Source organism: Vibrio sp. 10N.261.46.A3, assembly GCF_041472995.1.
In the GTDB taxonomy this organism is placed as follows: Bacteria; Pseudomonadota; Gammaproteobacteria; order Enterobacterales; family Vibrionaceae; genus Vibrio; species Vibrio coralliirubri.
The window spans coordinates 16809-37615 of sequence record NZ_JBFRRH010000007.1 but is presented as its reverse complement, the minus strand read 5'-3'; the positions used below and the strand labels follow the sequence as shown (position 1 = coordinate 37615).

General features: G+C 43.2%; 15 protein-coding genes. 10 read left to right on the top strand and 5 right to left on the bottom strand.

The features are described 5' to 3' along the window. The first annotated feature begins 39 nt into the window (after nt 1-39). Nucleotides 40-1173, top strand: a complete 1134-nt coding sequence (locus tag AB4484_RS02600; protein ID WP_372076274.1) for a JmjC domain-containing protein — start codon at nt 40-42, stop codon at nt 1171-1173. A gap of 127 nt (nt 1174-1300) precedes the next feature. Here the strand turns inward: AB4484_RS02600 and AB4484_RS02595 are convergent, their stop codons facing one another. Then, on the bottom strand, nt 1301-3418 hold the full coding sequence (locus AB4484_RS02595; protein WP_372076272.1) for a methyl-accepting chemotaxis protein: 2118 nt from the start codon (nt 3416-3418) through the stop codon (nt 1301-1303). Nucleotides 3419-3917: 499 nt separating this feature from the next. On the opposite strand from AB4484_RS02595, the gene emrD reads away from it, so the two are divergent. From emrD to xthA, 3 genes are all read left to right on the top strand, one after another. Further along, entirely contained in the window at nt 3918-5123 is a 1206-nt protein-coding gene (emrD, locus tag AB4484_RS02590) for a multidrug efflux MFS transporter EmrD (protein WP_017065927.1), read from the top strand. A 328-nt stretch (nt 5124-5451) separates the two neighbouring features. Next, complete coding sequence (locus AB4484_RS02585; protein WP_372076276.1) at nt 5452-7542, top strand: S9 family peptidase; 2091 nt, start codon at nt 5452-5454, stop codon at nt 7540-7542. A gap of 169 nt (nt 7543-7711) precedes the next feature. Continuing rightward, nucleotides 7712-8518 carry an exodeoxyribonuclease III gene (xthA, locus tag AB4484_RS02580; RefSeq protein WP_010437369.1) on the top strand — a complete coding sequence of 269 codons (807 nt, stop codon included), beginning with the start codon at nt 7712-7714 and terminating at the stop codon, nt 8516-8518. Nucleotides 8519-8588: 70 nt separating this feature from the next. Here xthA and AB4484_RS02575 read toward each other — a convergent pair whose 3' ends face one another. The 4 genes from AB4484_RS02575 to AB4484_RS02560 all read right to left on the bottom strand — a co-directional run bounded on the left by AB4484_RS02575 (nt 8589) and on the right by AB4484_RS02560 (nt 11766). After that, on the bottom strand, nt 8589-9266 hold the full coding sequence (locus tag AB4484_RS02575) for an ABC transporter permease (protein WP_017062123.1): 678 nt from the start codon (nt 9264-9266) through the stop codon (nt 8589-8591). A gap of 2 nt (nt 9267-9268) precedes the next feature. After that, complete coding sequence (locus AB4484_RS02570) at nt 9269-10009, bottom strand: ABC transporter permease (protein WP_017066929.1); 741 nt, start codon at nt 10007-10009, stop codon at nt 9269-9271. A 79-nt stretch (nt 10010-10088) separates the two neighbouring features. Beyond that, nucleotides 10089-10859 (bottom strand): ABC transporter substrate-binding protein, encoded by a 771-nt coding sequence (locus tag AB4484_RS02565; RefSeq protein ID WP_017066930.1) that lies wholly within the window; start codon nt 10857-10859, stop codon nt 10089-10091. Nucleotides 10860-10995: 136 nt separating this feature from the next. Then, the gene (locus tag AB4484_RS02560) at nt 10996-11766 is read right to left on the bottom strand and encodes an ABC transporter ATP-binding protein (protein ID WP_004736532.1); all 771 of its coding nucleotides are present in this window, start codon (nt 11764-11766) and stop codon (nt 10996-10998) included. A gap of 791 nt (nt 11767-12557) precedes the next feature. Here AB4484_RS02560 and AB4484_RS02555 point away from each other — a divergent pair. From AB4484_RS02555 to AB4484_RS02530, 6 genes are all read left to right on the top strand, one after another. Then, complete coding sequence (locus AB4484_RS02555; protein ID WP_048616229.1) at nt 12558-14099, top strand: DUF3360 family protein; 1542 nt, start codon at nt 12558-12560, stop codon at nt 14097-14099. A 307-nt stretch (nt 14100-14406) separates the two neighbouring features. Next, the gene (gene pflB, locus AB4484_RS02550; RefSeq protein ID WP_050621844.1) at nt 14407-16683 is read left to right on the top strand and encodes a formate C-acetyltransferase; all 2277 of its coding nucleotides are present in this window, start codon (nt 14407-14409) and stop codon (nt 16681-16683) included. Between the two features lie 200 nt (nt 16684-16883). Next, a complete protein-coding gene (locus AB4484_RS02545) occupies nt 16884-17873 on the top strand; it encodes a lipid A deacylase LpxR family protein (protein WP_372076269.1) in 990 nt (329 codons plus the stop codon). Nucleotides 17874-18037: 164 nt separating this feature from the next. Next, nucleotides 18038-18778, top strand: a complete 741-nt coding sequence (gene pflA / locus AB4484_RS02540) for a pyruvate formate lyase 1-activating protein (RefSeq protein ID WP_010437353.1) — start codon at nt 18038-18040, stop codon at nt 18776-18778. Nucleotides 18779-19162: 384 nt separating this feature from the next. Then, on the top strand, nt 19163-19663 hold the full coding sequence (locus AB4484_RS02535; RefSeq protein ID WP_017066932.1) for a YfbU family protein: 501 nt from the start codon (nt 19163-19165) through the stop codon (nt 19661-19663). A 477-nt stretch (nt 19664-20140) separates the two neighbouring features. Then, complete coding sequence (locus AB4484_RS02530) at nt 20141-20710, top strand: outer membrane beta-barrel protein (protein WP_372076267.1); 570 nt, start codon at nt 20141-20143, stop codon at nt 20708-20710. Nucleotides 20711-20807 lie beyond the last annotated feature (97 nt).

The following is a 20807-nucleotide window of genomic DNA, read 5'->3' as shown; positions in this document are numbered from 1 at the left end:
TAGCATCTAGCATCTAGCATAAAAATATACAGGATTCACATGTACCAACTTAGCTTTTCTATGCCCGAGTTTCTTGAAAACTACTGGCATAAAAAACCAACCATCTTAAAGGGTGGCTTCCAAAACTTCGTCGACCCAATTTCGCCGGAAGAACTTGCTGGTTTATCGATGGAAGAAGAAGTGGATTCTCGCTTTGTCTCTAACCTCGACAATCAGTGGACTGCAGAACACGGCCCATTCTCTGAAGAAAAATTTGGCGAATTAACCGAAAGTCATTGGCAACTGATCGTTCAAGCAGCGAACCACTGGCACCAAGGCGCAAATCAGCTGACTGAGGCGTTCCAAGCGTTACCAAACTGGTTATTCGACGATCTCATGATCTGCTACTCAGCGCCAGAAGGCGGCGTAGGCCCACATATTGATCAATACGATGTCTTCATTATTCAAGGTCAAGGCAAACGTCAATGGAAGGTTGGCGCTAAAGATATTGGCCAATACAAAGAGACTGTTCAAGCGTCTGCACTTCGTCAAATTGAAGGTTTTGACCCGATCATTGATGAAACTTTAGAGCCGGGCGATATCCTTTATATCCCACCGGGTTTCCCTCATGAAGGGAACACGTTAGAGCCGTCAATGAGCTACTCTATTGGCTACCGCTCTCCTAAAGAACAAGAGCTGATCAGCAACTTTGCCGATTTTGTACTCGCTCATGATATGGGTGATGTACACCTGCATGATCCAGAATTTAAAACGCAAGAAGGCTACGGAAAGATTCGTTCATCGGATTTAAGCAACCTCACTGACATGTTGAAATCTGCATTAGAGCAACCTGAAACCATCAGTGAATTCATGGGCTGTCTGCTAAGCCAATCACGTCACCAACTTGATATCGTTGCTCCTGAGCCACTATGGACTCAAGAAGAGATCGCTCAACACTTAGAATCTGAAGGTGAGATTCACCGAGTATCAGGCTTAAAAGCGCTCTACCACGAAAATGAAAGCAACACGGCTTACATCAATGGCGAAGTGGTTAAGGTTGATGAAGCGGATTCTTCGTTACTCAGAATACTTTGCGATGAGACCATGATTACCTCGGCTACTGCCCTATCTCCTTCGGGCATAACTGTCGTGACTGAATTGGTCAACAAAGGCTACTGGTTTATCGAAGAGTAAGCAGCGTCAACCGCTGGTTATTGACTAGCTTCTAGAGAAACAATTAAAAAAGGGACAAATGAAATCTTCATTTGTCCCTTTTTCTATTCAAGAATTGGTTAAGGCTTAATGCTTATACCTTGAACAACTATACCTTGAACTGATTGACCAATTTCTGTTGTTGTTGAGACAGTTGGTCAATTTCATTGCCGACTTGCTCAGAAGCCGCGGCTTGCTCCAAGATCTTCGCACTCAAATCGCGAATATTAACCACGCTTTGATTTACTTCACCGGAAACCGATTGTTGCTCTTCAGCTGCTCGAACGATCTGACTGTTCATATCACTAATCGCCTCAATAGAAGTAAAGATCGACCCCAGATCTTCAACTGCTTTCTGAACGTGCAGTGCTGTGTCATTTGCAAGTATATTGCCTTCTTGTATCGCTTCAACGACATCTTGAGTTCCAGCATGAACCTTGTCGATCACCGCTCTGATCTCACCAACCGATGACTGTGTGCGACTTGCGAGGTTTCTTACCTCATCCGCAACAACAGCAAAGCCACGACCTTGTTCGCCAGCACGAGCCGCTTCAATCGCCGCGTTCAATGCCAGTAAGTTAGTTTGCTCAGAGATCCCTTCAATAACACTTAAGATCTCGGTGATGTTTCCGTTATTTTTGGCCAACTCTTCAACAATAGGAACAGCACTCGACATACGTTCCACCAGCTTTCTCATTTCACCGGCTGAAAGTTCGATGACTTGTTGCCCTTGTTGAGCAGAACGATTCGCTTCACAAGCAGCATCAACCGCCACTTCTGCATTTTGTACCACTAAGCCCGCGGTTTGAGTCATCTCTTCGGCCGCTGTTGCCACAAGATCCACTTCTTTAAATTGAGATTCACTGCTTTCTCGAGTGCTTGATGCCGATGCTTTAGCCTGGCTTGTCGTACTCGCCACTTGTTCAGTGGTGTGAATGACTTCTTTGATCGTGTGTTGTAGCTTATCTAAGAATAAGTTGAACCCTTTAGATAACTGACCTATTTCGTCTTGAGACTTAACCTCTAAACGCTGTGTCAAATCCCCTTCACCAGAAGCAATATCATTAAGTCGCTCGACCACTTGTCGAATAGGCTTCACAATTGAAAGGGAAGCAAATGCGATAATAGCTAAACCGAACAAAATGAATACGGTACCTGCAATTATTTCCGTCTTGATGCCTTCACTTAGCTTAGTACTAATGATGGAATCCAATTTGTTGGCATCAGCGACGACGCTCTCTCTCGGGATCTCGAACAACACACCCCAAGTTTGGTTAGCCGCAACAACAGGTGCAAAGGCAAGTAACCACTCACCGTTCTCGCTCCATTGCGTTGTCACTTCACCACCAAAGATAAAGTCGGTCATTAAATCACTGTTTGTATTGTCACTTTGGAAGGTTGAACCGACTGCAATGCTTGAATCATCAGAAGCGATGACTGAACCATCTAGACTAACCACGTAAGCTTTGCCCGCACCGTTAAACAAGCTCTGGTCAGATTGAGTAATCACACTGGTTAAACCATCGAGTCTTAAATCTATACCAAGAAAACCAATCGCGACATCGTCGACTAAGATGGGTACCGAAATAGAGGACGTAAGTAGTGCTACACCACCGCTGTTCACAACTCTCGGCGTACTAATACATGTTTGCCCTGAAGACAAAGGACAATAAAAACGTTCGCTATTGCTGTCATCATTCAAGATAGATTCTGAAAGAACGTTCGCTAGAACATTTTCACCGTTATCTGCCACCTTCCAATAAGGAGCAAAACGACCTTTTTCGTTAGAGCCAACATAGTCAGCATCGACATAATTTGCATCTTCGCTATCGAGTAAATCAGGCTTGAAAACTAGATACGATCCTTGAATAGAGTCGAAATTTAGAACCGAGCGACGAACCATTTCATCCAAGGCGGTACGAAGCTCTTCACTTGGCGTAAAGTTTTCGTCTGCATTGTTTTTTAGAAACTGAGCACTGGCCGCAAGCATCTCTGCGCGGTAAATAGCTTCGTCTACATAACGTTGAGTTTCTTGAGCATTAAGCTGAGAAACAGACGCCAGCAGCTGCTGAGTTTTATTGATAACTGATTCTGAACTTTGAGATTTGATGACTTGTTGATTGCTCGTTGCGTTGTAGATCGAGAAACCAATAAGAGACAGTGACGTAATGATTAAACAACAACCTGCCAAGAGGGTTATTTTCCACTGTACCGATAGAGAGCGCATTTAATATCCTTATTTAAGCCAAAAGACTTCCATAACCATAACTATCACATCGACAACGAATTGTTGTACACAACGTAAATGAGTTAGACGAATAGCTTAGCGGATAATTACAGCACAAATTGCTTACATATAAAACGAAAGTTTACACAAATGTTAATAGAGCGTGTTTTCTTCCTTTTTTCTGTGATTTAAAGTGATGTACTCATATAATCATTGGCTATGTTGCTTAGGTTTTAGCGCTTTGGACATAGCCAAAACAGCGATATTTAAAGGAAGCCCACTCCACCCTCTCTCTCTTTAAAATGCAGTGATTTCGGATTAGTTTTTATAATCCAAGTTATAGATTTTTATCTTGCTCAACTTCACACTTTTTGATTGCTAAGCCTGCAATCAAGCTCTAATATCTCGCGCCTAGATTCCCTGAACACTTTATTCATTTGGCTCTCCTTTAATGGAGCGCTAAGGCTTTTTACGTCTTAATTTTTGGAGAGATACGCAAATGTCCGCCTCGTTTCCATTAGCGAAACTTACCTTTTTAATCGCTATTCTGACTGCCGTAGGTCAAATGACTCAAACGATGTACGTGCCTTCTATCGGTCATATGGCAGGTGAGTTCTTAGTTTCGGCATCTTCACTGCAAGCGGTGATGGCGTGTTACTTGATCCCTTATGGTCTGTCACAATTTGTCTACGGCCCACTTTCTGATCGCCTAGGTCGTAAACCGATCATCGTGATTGGTTTGATCATCTACATCATCGGTACTTTGGTAGCATTGTTCGCTCACGAATATGAATGGTTCTTAGCGGGCAGCTTTATCCAAGGTTTGGGCATCGGTTGTGGTGGTGCGATGTCTCGTACATTGACTCGCGACTGTTTTGAAGGCGCAGAACTGCACCGTGCAAACAGCTTGATTAGCATGTGTGTGATTTTCTCACCATTGATGGCTCCTGTACTGGGTGGTTACCTAACCGAAGTTTTCGGCTGGCGTTCTAGCTACTTGTTCCTTGCACTGTTCGGCATTGCTGTTGTGATCACTATGATGACGAGCATGATGGAAACATTGCCGAAAGAACGACGCAAGCATGAATCGGTTGCCAACAGCTACAAATTCGTTCTGTCTGATAAACGTTTCCAAGGTTTCTTATTGGTATTGGTCGCAACATTTGCTGGTGTAGCCGTATTTGAAGCAGCTGCAGGTGTGTTGCTTGGTGGCGTGCTTGGCTTACCGGCAACGACAGTAAGCTTGTTGTTTGTCTTGCCTATTCCGGGTTACTTAGTCGGTGCTGGCTTATCTAGTTACATCGCACAACGTCGCTCTGAGCGCCGCGCACTGAATGTTGGTCTAGTTGCTATATTGGTAGGCTCAACAGTGGTGTTGATACCGGGCCTGTTTGGTCAAACAACAGCACTGACTCTGATTGGCGGTGCAACCATTTACTTCTTGGGCGCTGGCATCTTATTCCCAGCAGCGACAACAGGGGCACTTTCGCCATTCCCGTACCACGCAGGCACTGGAGGCGCGATTTTAGGTGGCATGCAAAACCTAGGTGCTGGCATCGCAACACTATTGGCATCGTTTTTTCCGGCTCAAGACCAACTGCCACTCGGTTGCCTGATGATTGCTATGTCATTCATCGCTATGCTTGGTTTACGTTGGGTTAATCGTAAACCTGACCACTCAAACGAAATGCCATTGGCTATTTAAGCTCGAATCCTGCCCAAACAAAGGAAAGGGACATACTGAAAAGTGTGTCCCTTTTTGTTGCACATTTATTCCTTCCACTCTCACGTATCAGTAATTTCATTTAACATTACTTTGATTTTTTGAAAACAATAACAGACACTTACGATGAAGGTGCATATCCAGAATCCAATGATAAATAATATCACTGGAAGATACCCAACCAACAAAGGATGCTAGCATCAAAAAGAGTAAGGTGCACACTAAGGACATACAGATGCGTTTCGCTTTAACCACATTAGCCGTATCAATAGCGCTTGTCGCCGGATGCAGCAATCAAGGAATCTCAACCATGAACCACTACTCTCAATCACAACTCGTCGCTCAGCAAACCCAAGCACCTGTTGCTAAGAAAGTCCCTCACGCAATGACGATTCATGGTGAAACCCGAATCGATGATTACTATTGGATGCGCGATGATGCACGCCAAGATCCAGAGATCTTGCAACAACTTGAACAAGAGAATCAGTACGCAGATACAGTGCTGAAACATACAGAAACAGCACAAAAACAATTATTTGAAGAGATTAAAGGCCGAATCGCCAAAGACGACAATTCGGTACCGGTTCGCAAAGGCAGTTACTACTACTCGAATAAGGTCACAGGTGACAACGAATACCCAGTTCACCTGCGTGAAAAAAACTTTTTAGGCACAGACAAGCAAGTCATCTTAGATGTTAACGAGCTAGCAAAAGAACATGAGTTTTTCAGTATTGGTGGCTTAACGATCAGCCCAGACGAAAACTTGTTGGCCTATGGTGAAGATACGCTGAGCCGACGAATTTACACCATCAAGATCAAAGACCTTACAACAGGTGAATACCTAAAAGATGAAATTGAAGGCGCTTCAAGTGCTATCGCGTGGCAAAACGATAACCAAGCCTTCTACTACATCAAAAAAGATCCACAAACATTGCTGGGTTATCAAGTTTACCGCCACGTTTTAGGCACAGATCAGGCAAGCGATGAGTTAATCTACGAAGAAACCGATAGCGCTTACTACACCTCTTTAAGTAAAAGCAAAGATGGTGAACAGGTCTACATTTGGCACTCGAGCACAGAAACCAGCGGTGTTTCAGTCATTGATGCCAACAACCCAAAGGCTACAGCTGAGGCTTTCTACCCAAAAGAGACAGGCATAGAGTACAGCATCGCTAAGCTAGGTGATTGGTATTACATCTACACCAACTACCAAGCGGTCAACTTCCGTTTAATGAAAGTCACCGCCGAAGAGATGCATGACCGCTCAAAATGGGTCGATGTCATCCCAGCGGACGATAATACTCAGCTTGTTGATTTCGAGTTGTTTGATGACCATCTTGTTTACGAGCAACGCGCGGATGGCTTGTCTAAAGTGAAAGTTCGCCAACTCTCAACAGGCAACGAGTTCCCACTTGAATTTAACGACACCGCATTTGCCGCTTACCTAACGAGTAACTATGAATTAGATAACTCAAAAGTTCGTATCTATTACAGCAGCTTAACCACGCCAGGTACTTACTATGATTTTGACCTAAGTACAGGTGAATCCGAGCTCATGAAGCAAACACCCGTCTTAGGTGATTTCGAAGCGGATAACTACCAATCAGAGCGAATCATGGTTACGGCTCGCGATGGTAAGCAAGTTCCTGTGTCTTTGGTTTATCGCAAAAATTTATTCAAGAAAGACGGCACTAATCCAATCTACCAATACGGCTACGGGTCTTACGGCTCTACGATTGAACCTACCTTCAGCTCAACTCGCCTAAGCCTACTGGATAGAGGTTTTGTTTATGCCATCGCACATGTCCGCGGTTCAGAAATGCTTGGTCGCCCTTGGTATGAAGATGGAAAAAAACTGACCAAACAAAACACGTTCAACGACTTTATCGATGTAACCAAAGGGCTTGTTGAAGAAGGCTACGGCGCAAAAGATAAAGTGTTCGCTGTTGGGGGGTCTGCTGGCGGTCTATTGATGGGAGCAATCATCAACCAAGCACCTGAACTGTACCGTGGTATTGGTGCACATGTTCCGTTTGTAGACATTGTGACAACCATGCTCGATGAATCGATTCCTCTAACCACCAATGAATATGACGAATGGGGCAACCCAAACGATAAAGCCTACTACGATTACATGCTGGGGTACTCACCATACGACAACATTAAGGTACAAAGCTACCCGAACATGTTGGTAACGACAGGCCTCCATGACTCACAAGTACAGTACTTTGAGCCAATGAAATGGGTAGCGAAGTTGCGTGAGATGAAAACAGACAACAACGTGTTGCTGTTCAAAACCGATATGGAAGCCGGTCACGGTGGCGCTTCTGGTCGATTTAAACGATTAAAAGAAGACGCACTTGAATACGCGTTCTTTTTGGATTTACTAAAGACTCAATAGATTCTACGTAACTGTAAGTATTCACATCATTTAATGTCGCCATTTTGTCTCTACAAAGTGGCGACAGAAATTATTAAGCATGGTTAAATACGATGAACCATAAAATCCACCAAATCAAAAACCTTTAAAAACAAGCAGTGACAAAGGTTTACGAGAGGTATAAAAACAAATGAAAGTAATTAGCTTCAACATCAACGGTCTTAGAGCCCGCCTTCACCAACTGCAAGCTATTATCGACAAACACCAACCCGACGTGATTGGTCTGCAAGAGATAAAAGTGCACGATGAAGCCTTCCCAATTGCTGATGTTGAAGCAATGGGCTACAAGGTTTACTTCCACGGCCAAAAAGCACACTACGGTGTGGCGATGTTGTGTAAGCAAGAGCCTATCTCTGTGCAGAAGGGTTTCCCAACAGATAATGAAGATCATCAAAAGCGCATGATCATGGCGACGTTTGAAGATGAAAATGGTGAAAAGGTTACCGTGCTAAATGGCTATTTCCCTCAAGGGGATAACATCAAGCATGAAACAAAATACCCGTACAAACGCCAGTTCTACAAAGACTTAATGACTTACCTAAACGACTATCACAACAAAGATGAGCAAGTGATTGTGATGGGCGACATTAATATCAGCCCTATCGACGCAGACATCGGCATTGGTGAACCTAATGCGAAACGTTGGTTAAAAACAGGTAAGTGTTCTTTCCAACCAGAAGAGCGCGAATGGTTGAAAACATTGATGGACTGGGGCTTTGTAGACAGCTTCCGCCTGCTGCACCCTGAAGTGAATGATCAATACTCGTGGTTTGATTACCGCTCAAAAGGTTTCGTGGACAACCGCGGCCTGCGTATTGATGTAGTCCTTGCGACTCAAAAGCTTGCTGATAAGTGTACTGAAGCTGGCATCGATTACGAGCTACGCGGCATTGAAAAACCGTCAGACCACGCTCCAATTTGGTCGACGTTTAAGTAAACAACAAAGTCTGAAAATAAAAACGGCGCTCAATGAGCGCCGTTTTGTTAACTGTATGGATACCGTGCGGTTAGCTAAGGGGTCTTAGGTAAGCAAGGAAACGCTTCTCTGCGAATTTGAAAATCGCGATGATGATAAACGTTAGCGCCATGTAGAACAGACCTGCAGTTAGGAAAGACTCGAATGGGGCATAGTAACGAGAGTTAACCAAACGAGCAGCACCGGTTAGATCCATAATGGTTACGATACCAGCTACCGCAGAGCCGTGAAGCATGAAGATAACTTCGTTACTGTAAGCCGGCAGTGCACGACGTAGAGCACTTGGCAAAATGATGCGGCGGTAAGTCTTTGGTGTGCTCATGCCGTACGCTTTTGCTGCTTCAACTTCACCTTTCGGTAAGCCGTTAATGGCACCGCGAATGATCTCTGCTGTATATGCTGATGTGTTAAGAATGAATGCTACCAGAGCACAGAACCAAGCGTTTTCCCATAGCGTGTCTTTTACTGGGAAGAATTGGTCCATACCGTAGTAAATCAGGTACAGCTGAACCAGTAATGGCGTACCACGGAAGAAATAGATGAATGACCAAGCCGGAGCATTAATCAGCATATTTGGGCTGTTACGAGCGATCGCTAATGGTATGGCGACAAATAAGCCAATAATCAAAGCGACACAAACCATCCAAGCCGTTGTCCATAAACCACCAAGGTAAATCGGTAGGCTTTCAATTATCAATGAAAAGTCCATAACTACCTCGCGTGGATACTGAATTTACGTTCAACCAGCTTAAGTAAGCCCGTCGAAACACTGGTGAAGAATAAGAAGATAATCGCCACTGTCATATAAAAGGTAAATGGCATTTTGGTTGAACCCGCCGCCAGTGCGCTAACACGCACCATATCTTCTAGGCCAATAATGGAAACCAGCGCGGTAGTTTTAAGTAAAACTAACCAGTTGTTACCAAAACCCGGCAGTGCGTGACGAATCATTTGCGGTAATAGAATACGACGGAACGCTAGAACAGGGCCCATTCCATAGGCCTTTGCTGCTTCCATTTCACCGCTATCAACCGCCATGATCGCACCACGGAAGGTTTCAGCCATGTAAGCGCCAAAGATGAAGCCAATGGTTAAGACACCAGCAACAAATGGACTGACATCAATATAATCAGGTAAGTAAGCGGTCCATTCGTGGTTAGGATCACTTGATGTGAACCACTCATTGAGCCACTCATTGATGGAATACAAACTGTTGTTTAAAAGGATTTGTCCACCAAAGAAAATCAGCATCATCAAGACGAGATCAGGAATGCCTCGAATAACGGTTGTGTAGAGGGTTGCTATAGCACGAGCCCAGCGATAAGGCGCTAGTTTTGCTAAGGCACCTAGCATACCAAGAACCATAGCTAAAATTAGCGACAGCAAGGCAACTTCGATTGTGAGCACCGCCCCTTTCAGGATCGACGCTTCATATCCTTGTAAATCAAACATAATGAATTCCAACAGAACTGCGAAAAAGTTGGTAAGACAGGGAGAGGAGAACCTCTCCCTTAAGAAGTGATGCTAGAGATTACTCACCGTATACGTCGTAGTTGAAGTATTTAGCAGCGATCTCTTGGTAGATGCCTTTTTCACGTAGTGAAAGGATTGCAGCATCTAATTGCTTAGTCAGATCTTTGTCTTGCTTACGTAGAGCAATACCAAAACCTTCACCGAACCACTTAGGATCGGTTAGTGATGGACCAACAAACTCGTAGTCTTCACCACCAGCTTTGTTTAGTACGCCTTCTTCTAGAGCAGATGCATCACCCAGTACCGCTGCAACACGACCGTTAGCTAGATCAAGGTAAGCTTCATCGAATGAACCGTAACGAACGATTTCTACTGTGTCACCGTAGTTGTCTGTTAGGTACTTATCGTGCGTTGTTGCACGTTGAACGGCAATCTTTTTACCACTTAGATCATCAAAGTTAAGGTCAGCACCTTTCTTAGCGATGAAATTGTTTGGGATAAGTGCGTATTTACCAGTGAAGTCGATCTTTTTCTTACGCTCTTCCGTGATAGACATTGCCGCGATGATCGCATCATATTTACGAGCAAGTAGAGAAGGAATAATACCATCCCAATCTTGTGCAACGATCTTACACTGCACCTGCATTTCAGTACAAAGCGCGTTAGCCATATCGACATCGAAGCCTTTCAGTGAACCGTCAGCTTCTGTCCAGCTAAATGGAGGGTAAGCACCTTCAATACCGAAACGTACTGTTTTCCATTCTTTTGCTTGAGCTACGCCCGTTGCAGCAGTTGCAGCAAGTGCCGCGACTAATAACCACTTTTTCATATCCCTACTCCTGTGATTTAGGTTTTTATGTTTTGCTAGTTTTAATATTGTGTTTGTTGTTACTTATTAACTTACTTGTTGTGTTTTATTGTTCACACCGTCGCAGTGTACCTTGGCAACGGCATTTCAATTCTGATTAGTAAATCGATGAGATAAATTGTTGTAAACGCTCAGATTCAGGTTCCGTAAACAGTTTAGCTGGATCGCCCTGTTCTTCCACTAGACCTTGATGCAAGAACATCACATGGTTAGATACGTCACGAGCAAAAGCCATTTCGTGCGTTACCACAAGCATGGTTCTTCCCTCTTCTGCTAGATCGCGCATTACACCAAGCACTTCGCCTACTAACTCAGGGTCTAATGCCGATGTAGGTTCATCAAACAGCATAACTTCAGGATCAACCGCTAGCGCTCGCGCAATAGCAGCACGCTGTTGTTGGCCGCCAGACAAATGACCCGGGTAGTAATCTTTACGCTCATACAGCCCTACTTTCTTAAGTAGTAACTCTGCATTTTCAATCGCTTGTGCTTTAGGTACGCCTAAGACGTGAACAGGCGCTTCGATAACATTTTCGAGAACGGTCAGGTGAGACCACAGATTGAAACCCTGAAAAACCATCGCCAGACGAGAACGGATTCGCTGTACTTGTTTTTCATTGGCAGGAACAGAAACACCTTGGCGGTTGTTTTTCATTTGAATTAATTCGCCATTAACCCAAATCTCGCCTGCGGTAGGTGTCTCTAAAAGGTTGATACATCTAAGGAAAGTACTTTTACCCGACCCTGAAGATCCGATAATCGATACTACATCGCCTTTATGCGCAGAAAGTGAAATTCCCTTTAAAACTTCATTTTGACCAAACGTTTTGTGTAGATCCTTTATGTCCAGCGCTGGTACATCTTTCATGCGCTTTCTCTCCCAAGTTTGTGAAAATGCAAGGTACTCCGACCTTTTCATGCGATACAAACTAGCACCACACGGAATAACATGCAACAAATTATTAACCTAATAATTTGGAATAAATAGCGATTCACTCTGACTTATTATGCAAAAGGTAGCGTTTTCGCCTCAATTTAATGAATGGGTTCTATCAATAAGCTGTAATTACACCCCTTACATTGTTTAAATAAAGTTAATCAAAATGAGATTCTCGTAGCTGGATGTCTCACAAGAAAAACACGTTTTGTGAACTTATAAACATTACTGTCGACAAAATATAGCGCACACATTCAGCACACTGCCCTCACCATAAGGCACAGTTATTTTAAGGTTATTACATTGTAAGTATTTTACTCAGAGCGTGGGGCAAGCGAGTAATAGTGAGATAACTCAGTAAACATAAAGCGTTCAGCCAATGCCATAGCGGTAAAGGCTCGGAGAAGATAAGAAAACGACAGTTTGTGAAAACTAATTACACGATTCATCAATGGGAAGTTAATGAATCGCTGCGTTTTGTAGCTTTCTTTCACATACACTCATAAAGTGATCAAGATCAATCACCCTAAAGGGTAAGCTTGTTAGACTCCTCAGCAAAGAATAAGGCATGAAAAATGCCAAACATTTCTTTTAACTTAGCTGCATAAAGCACATCAAAATCGTGCAACATAATGTTAATGAGTTATAACTAAGAAATAACGCAATTACGCGAACTTATAGAATTCAATTTTAGAATTACTAACATAAAATATGAGGAATCTATGTCAGACGTTGTGAACAATGCGAACTCTGAAGTAGAAGAGAAAAGCTATAAAGAGCTACACCGCCCTGCTTCTGAATTTGAGAGCCGCTCAGATTATCTAGATCACGAGCTTCAAATCATGAAGCCTCGCCGCTTCGGTCTAAACCTTCCAGGTCGTGACTTCCGCTTTGAACTTGAAGACCTTGTTCCTGCACTTGCTGGTACCATTGGTATCATCGCGATGTACTCTGCAGTAATGATGTCTTGGGCTGATGGCCTAACTCAAGCTTGGGATCACGTAAACCTTGGTAAAGAGTTTGCGATTGAAGTCGCTCGTGTAGAAATGCTTATCCCTGCACTGCTGTTCTGTATCCTTGCTTCTGGTTTTTTTAACCCTAAAGCAAACCTTGCCGGTAACCACGGCCCAATGATTCCTCTTATTGGTACCATCGCTCTCGCTGGTGCTCACCCTCTTGCATTGGCAATCCTTATCGGTATCTTCGGTCTAATCCTAAGTTTCCTAAAAGGCGGCTCCAAGCTGGTTAACCTTACTTCGGAAGGTACCGCGGGTGGCTTGCTTATCTTCTTAGGCCTAACGGGTACCATGAGCCAAATCAACTCGATTCAAGAATGGGCGGTTGGTCTTCAATCTTCTACTGTTGAAGCGGGCAGCATGGGTTACGTTGGTTTAATCGTTCTTGCTATTACTATTGCTATCTACGCTTTCCTAGCAAAAGTGAACAAGCGTTGGTTAGCTATTCCAGTGTGTGCATTCACTGGCCTTGCTATTGCATTAGTATTAGGTGCTGGCTTCGACATCGTATTCGAAACTGAAATGGGCATTCCAAACCTAAACCCAGTTTACTGGTGGGGTTCTACTTCTGAAGGTTGGATGCTTGGCTTGCCAAACGTTGAACACTTCATTGCATCTCTACCATTTGCAATCCTTGCTGTAGCAATGTGGTCACCTGACTTCCTAGGTCACCGTATCTTCCAAGAACTTAACTACCCTAAACGTTCTGAAAAAGTGCTTATGGACGTAGATGACACAATGACTATGTGTTCTGTTCGTCAAATGGTGGGTACAGCGGTTGGTGGTGGTAACATCACATCTTCTTGGGGTACGTACATGATCCCAGCAGCAATCGCGAAACGTCCAATTCCCGGCGGCGCAATCTTGCTTGGTTCTCTATGTATTATTGTTGCGATTCTTGGTTTCCCAATGGATGTAGCAGTATGGCCACCAGTGATGCGTGTTGCGCTACTTGTAGGTGTATCTCTGCCTCTACTTGAAGCGGGTATGCAAATGGTTAAGGATTCAAAAGATTCTCAAGCGGCTGGTATCTGTATCTTCGGTTCAGCAGTTGTTAACCCAGTATTAGCATGGGCACTGACTATGCTTCTAGATAATAACGGTCTAATTGGTGATAAAGAGCGTGCGAAGCGTCTATCATTTGTAGATAAGATTGTTATCCCAGTTGGCGTTTTAGTTATCTGTCTAGTAGCAATGCTTGCAGTTGGTATGCTAGAAAGTCAATATGGCCTAAAAGCTTGGCTATAATGGTCCTTACTACACAAAAGTAGTATTAGGATTAAAAAAAAGTTTGGGTGGCAACCCCTGCCACTCAAATTTTTTCAACTTTTTTTGGCATTTATTGATTTAGTTTAAGGTTTGCAGAAATTTTTTAGCGTAGTCTTGAATACATAGAGTAAAGACAACATATAAAAGGTAGTGACAATATATATAACCATATGACGCTTATATGCTCATATATATTGTTATTAATAAGAGTGTACTACCCTTACGAGGGGCGCTGGCTCAACAGTGTTAATGTACGTATTTTTTCTACTAAAAAGGTAGGTATGTCATGGCAGAGCAATTTGCTAAAGCTTGGGAAGATTTTGCTGCAGGTGAGTGGCAAAGCGAAGTAAACGTTCGTGATTTCATTCAAAAGAACTACACGCCGTATGAAGGCGACGAGTCTTTCCTAGTTTCTGAGGGTACTGAAGCAACTAACAAGCTTTGGTCTTCGGTAATGGAAGGTATCAAACAGGAAAACGCAACTAAAGCACCTGTAGATTTCGATACTTCTGTTATCTCTACCATTACTGCTCACGATGCAGGTTACATTGAGAAAGATCTTGAGACTATCGTTGGTCTACAAACTGAGAAGCCACTAAAACGTGCAATCATCCCTAACGGTGGTGTACGTATGGTTGAAGGTTCTTGTAAAGCATACGGTGAAACTCTTGACCCAATGGTTTCAAAAATCTACTCAGAATACCGCAAAACACACAATGCTGGCGTTTTCGATATCTACACTCCTGATATCCTAAAATGTCGTAAGTCTGGTGTTCTGACTGGTCTTCCTGATGCTTACGGCCGTGGTCGTATCATTGGTGACTACCGTCGTGTTGCACTTTACGGTATTGATTTCCTAATGAAAGACAAAGCTGCTCAATTCGCTTCTCTACAAGAGCGTTTCGAGAACGGCGAAGATCTTTCTGCAACAATGCAATTGCGTGAAGAGATCTCTGAGCAACATCGTGCTCTAGGTCAAATCAAGCAAATGGCTGAGAAATACGGTTTCGATATCTCTGAGCCAGCTCAAACAGCTCAAGAAGCTATCCAGTGGACTTACTTCGGCTACCTAGCTGCTGTTAAATCTCAAAACGGTGCTGCAATGTCTCTAGGTCGTACTTCGACTTTCCTAGACATCTACATCGAGCGTGATATCGCTGCTGGCAAAATCACAGAAGACCAAGCACAAGAAATGATCGACCACTTCGTAATGAAGCTGCGTATGGTTCGTTTCCTACGTACTCCTGAGTACGATGAGCTATTCTCTGGCGACCCAATCTGGGCAACAGAGTCTATGGGTGGTATGGGTATCGACGGTCGTACGCTAGTAACGCGTTCGAACTTCCGTTTCCTAAACTCTCTATACACTATGGGTCCTTCTCCAGAGCCAAACATCACTGTTCTTTGGTCTGAGCAACTACCTGACGGCTTCAAACGTTTTTGTGCGAAGGTATCTATCGATACTTCTTCTATCCAGTACGAAAATGATGACCTAATGCGTCCTGACCTTGAGTCTGATGATTACGCTATCGCTTGTTGTGTATCTCCAATGATCGTTGGTAAGCAAATGCAGTTCTTCGGTGCTCGTGCTAACCTTGCGAAAACAATGCTTTACGCAATCAACGGCGGTGTGGACGAAAAACTTAAGATGCAAGTTGGTCCTAAAGAAGCGCCAATGACTGACGCTGTTCTTGATTACGATAAAGTAATGGACCGTCTAGATCACTTCATGGACTGGCTAGCTAAGCAATACGTGACTGCACTAAACAGCATTCACTACATGCACGACAAGTACAGCTACGAAGCGTCTCTAATGGCTCTTCATGACCGTGACGTTCGTCGTACAATGGCTTGTGGTATTGCTGGTCTATCTGTTGCAGCTGACTCACTATCTGCAATCAAGTTCGCGACTGTTAAACCAATCCGCGACGAAGATGGCATTGCAACTGACTTCGAAATCGAAGGCGATTACCCTAAATACGGTAACAACGACTCTCGTGTAGATGATATTGCTTGTGAACTAGTTTCTACGTTCATGAACAAGATCCGTAAGCTTAAGACTTACCGTAACTCTATCCCTACACAGTCAGTTCTTACTATCACGTCTAACGTGGTTTACGGTAAGAAAACAGGTAACACTCCAGACGGTCGTCGTGCTGGCGCTCCTTTCGCTCCTGGTGCAAACCCAATGCACGGTCGTGATGAGAAAGGCGCTGTAGCTTCACTAACGTCTGTAGGTAAACTACCGTTTGCTGACGCACAAGATGGTATCTCTTACACGTTCTCTATCGTGCCAAACGCACTAGGTAAAGAACAAGACAGCCAACGTGCTAACCTTGCAGGCCTAATGGATGGTTACTTCCACCACGAAGCTGGCATTGAAGGTGGTCAACACCTTAACGTTAACGTTCTTAACCGCGAAACTCTTGAAGACGCAGTTAAGCACCCTGAGAAATACCCTCAGCTAACAATCCGTGTATCTGGTTACGCTGTTCGCTTTAACTCTCTAACTGCAGAGCAACAAGCTGACGTAATCGCACGTACATTTACTGAGTCTCTATAAGCTCACGCTCAATAGACAGTAAATAATATTAGCCTCGCCAATGTGCGGGGCTTTTTTATATCTGAAATAAATCGCACTACACTCACCTATCCCGCGAAATGTTAGGTTGAGCAAAAAAGCACCCTGCCATTCACTTTTTTTCCACAAATTCTGTCAAATTACGGTAATATCGCGGTTCATAATTTAAGAGTAACTGCTCCATGAAATACCTGCGTTGTTTACCCCTGATTCTTCTCTCTTTCTCATCTTTAGCCTCTGAGCGTTCTACGCTGACTTTTGCTTTAGATAATGATGGTATTTTTGGTGTCGACCAAGACTATACCAACGGCTTATTTCTGGGTTACACATCATCAAGTATTACGCCATACAACTGGGCAAAACCACTGAGCCTTTCTTACTGGGGCGCCAGCTCTCTAGATAAGTGGGAAATCACCATTGGCCACAAGATGTATACGCCTTCTGACATTGAGTTAGAAACACCATCGCCTAATGATCGCCCATACGCAGGTTACCTACACACTGAATTCAACTACATCAGCTTAAACCCACAGCAAGCCCAGCGTTTTAATATCACGTTTGGTACCACGGGTGAGCGCGCGCTTTCAGAAGACGCTCAGAAGCTGGTTCACTCGATCACTAAATCGGATGAGCCTATGGGTTGGGAATACCAAGTCGATGATGAGTGGGCGGGAAGCGTTGGTTACCTAAGCCATTTCAACTTAATGCGTAATCAAGCTCTTGCGAATACTGACTACGAAATCTCTAACGTTTCAGAAATCAACGTGGGTAACTTTAGAAGTGATATCTCGACTGGTTTTATGTTCCGTTGGGGTACGGACTTGGGCGGTAACTTTGGTGCAGCCAACATCACCACAGAAAACCCATTCAAACCGGGCATGATCGGCGCATCAAACGCTGGTTGGTTTACCTATGCTGGCCTTGAAGGTCGTTACCGATTCAACGATCTGACTATCGAAGGCGATCGTTCTGAAATCGAAGATAATTGGCCGAATCCAGAACAATACGATGTCACTTTAGAGAATATTCAAGCGACTGCTGTATTGGGTGTAGCTTGGTATAACCGATACGTTGGTGCCTCTTTCGCATTAACAGCAAAAACACCGGATTACGAAGAAGCAAAAGAGTCAGTGTACACCACTGGCGGTATCACAATGTTTGCTTTCTTCTAGCCACCAGTAAGGGCTTTCGTCCTTTACTTTTCAAGTTTAATAAGGGCAATCATCTTCACAGGTGGTTGCCTTTATTTTTAAAGGTCTCGTTACCATTTGACCCTATTTTATGTACCGTTTTTGTAATAAAATAAACGGTATAAATTCCTCTACGAGAATAGCTCATGTCTACAACTGGTCGCATTCACTCATTCGAATCTTGTGGTACTGTCGATGGCCCTGGTATCCGCTTTATTGTGTTTCTTCAAGGCTGCTTAATGCGTTGTATGTACTGTCATAACCGTGATACATGGGATCTTCATGACGGAAAGGAAGTAACGGTCGAAGAGATCATTAACGAAGCAAAATCATACCGTCATTTCATGAAAGCATCGGGCGGTGGTATCACCTGTTCTGGTGGTGAAGCGATGTTACAACCTGAGTTTGTTCGTGACTTTTTCCGCGCAGCTCAAGCTGAAGGCATCCACACTTGTCTTGATACTAATGGCTACATTCGTAAGCACACTGAAGTGGTTGACGAAGTACTAGAAGCCTCTGATCTAGTGATGCTCGATCTCAAGCACATGCGAGATGAGATTCACCACGATTTCATTGGTGTATCAAACAGACGTACTCTTGATTTCGCACGCTACTTGCACAAAATTGGTAAGAAAACCTGGATTCGTTATGTGATTGTCCCTGGCTACACGGACACGCCTGAGGATGCTCACCTGCTAGGTGAATTCATCAAAGACATGGACAACATCGAGAAAGTAGAACTGCTTCCATACCATAAGCTTGGTGCACATAAGTGGGAAGCACTTGGTTTTGACTACCCTCTTGAAGGTACAAATCCGCCAAGCAAAGAGAAAATGGATGAAATTGTTGCTGTTCTTAGCCAATACCATTCAAACGTAAAATACTAATCTAGACTTACGTTGATAGTGTTTTCAAACGCCTCAATTTCGATTGGGGCGTTTTCTTTTATTATTATACCAATCGTAGTAAATAACTGGTCATCCTAGCTGGTTAAAACGCTCAATAACTGCGTTAGAAATTTTGATTGTAGAATAACTACTTATCGAAAATGTCTGCCTTGTTCTTAAACCTTTTTCCTGCGCTATTTATGATCACTTACTTACTGTGATTGGTATCAAAACAATCCTTTCACTTTTCTTTACAACTTTTGTTTATCAATTCAAAAAATCATATTAAATCCGTGTTGAGATCATGTTTCCACTCGTAGGAATGCTGTTACTCTTACTGCAACAAAAGAATACAACATTTAGTTTTTTAGTGAGGCTCCTCCCATGGAAATGACCAATGCTCAGCGTCTAATTCTATCAAATCAATACTACCTAATGTCTCAAATGGATCCTGAGAACTCCGCTAAATACCAACGTCTACAAACGATTGTAGAACGTGGTTACGAACTCCAAATGCGTGAGCTTAACAAAGAGTTTGGTTGTTTGACTGAAGCAGAATGTCGCGAAATTATCGACATCATGGAGATGTACCATGCAATGCAGGAGTCGAACAAAATGCTTGCAGAACAAGAACGTGCTGAAGTAGACCAACGTCGCCTGCAGTTCTTAGGTTTTGATATCGCTTCTGAAGCGCAGATCGTACATTACGTGCGTTTCCTTGTTGATTCTGAAGGTCTTTACCCTCAATTCGACAAAGCAGATCACCACTTCAATAGCCAAATGCCAATGCTAGAGAAGTACCGTCGCATGCTAACAACATGGCGCAACTGTCCTCGTCAGTACCACCTATGTGCGACAGAGTTATCTCAAATCTTTAGCGCTTAATACGTTAATAGATCAGCGATAACTTTTTAAAAAGTTTCAAGAAAAAGGGTTACTCATCATGAGTAACCCTTTTTTAATGTTCGCACACAAAGAGAAAAACCAAAGCAATTAGAAAACGTAAGCAGTACCGACATTTGACGTCACATGTATGTAGATAGTGAATATTCACAAACAGAAACGGGGCTTATGAAGCGATGTGGATAAAAAGTGTACTTCAGATACAGAAAACGCGAATGAATCATAAAGATAAGATATTAAATATTGAACCATTTCCAATTAATTGCTCTGATATCGCCCATTAACCAACGAACACAAACCTAGTATTTACAAGAAATTAGGTCATTCATCTTTGTTAATTCCACTTCGAAACCTTTAATACAAATTAAAAACCACCGCTCAATTTTGAACAGTGTTTTTTATTTTAAATAAGATAGCTAGAATGCTCCCCGAAATTTATTAACCAGAGCGATAAACAAAATGAGAAAATTCATCCTTGCATCACTAGCTATCATGTCTACTTCAGCTTTCGCAGCTAACGAAATGTACGTACTTGGCGGCGTTGGCATTAACGAAGACGACACAGGCGCACAATTCACTGTTGGTTCACAAATTCTTGATACAAACTTTTATCTAGAATCAACGATGAATTACATCGATTCAGATATCAGCGATGTTACTTCAGACGCAAACGGCGACCTAACTAAGCACAAGGGCGATTACCAACACTTCAAAATGTCTCTAGCGCCAATGTATAAATATAGTTTCGATGAATCTTTTGCTATCTACGGTAAAATTGGTGTTGCTTACTCAAACTTTAATTCTAAATCAACGATTACTGATAAAGATGGTTCAGTGAATAACAAGCATTCAAATAGCGAATGGGGGGCAACTTACGGCATCGGTGCTGAATTTAAGTCTGCGCAACCAATGTTTGGTAACTCAAAGTTTATGGCACGTGTCGGTTTTGATTGGTACGACTTCAGCTCAGGAGGTCTAAACCTAGGCAGTGACGGCACTCTAGGCCTACAAGCTGGTTTCACTTTCTAACGTATGAAGCGGGAAGGTTTTACATCAATTGAGCTGATGAGTGCTAAATCTAGCCATACAATGCTTTTCTTTGCTCCGATTCTTGTAGAGAATCGGC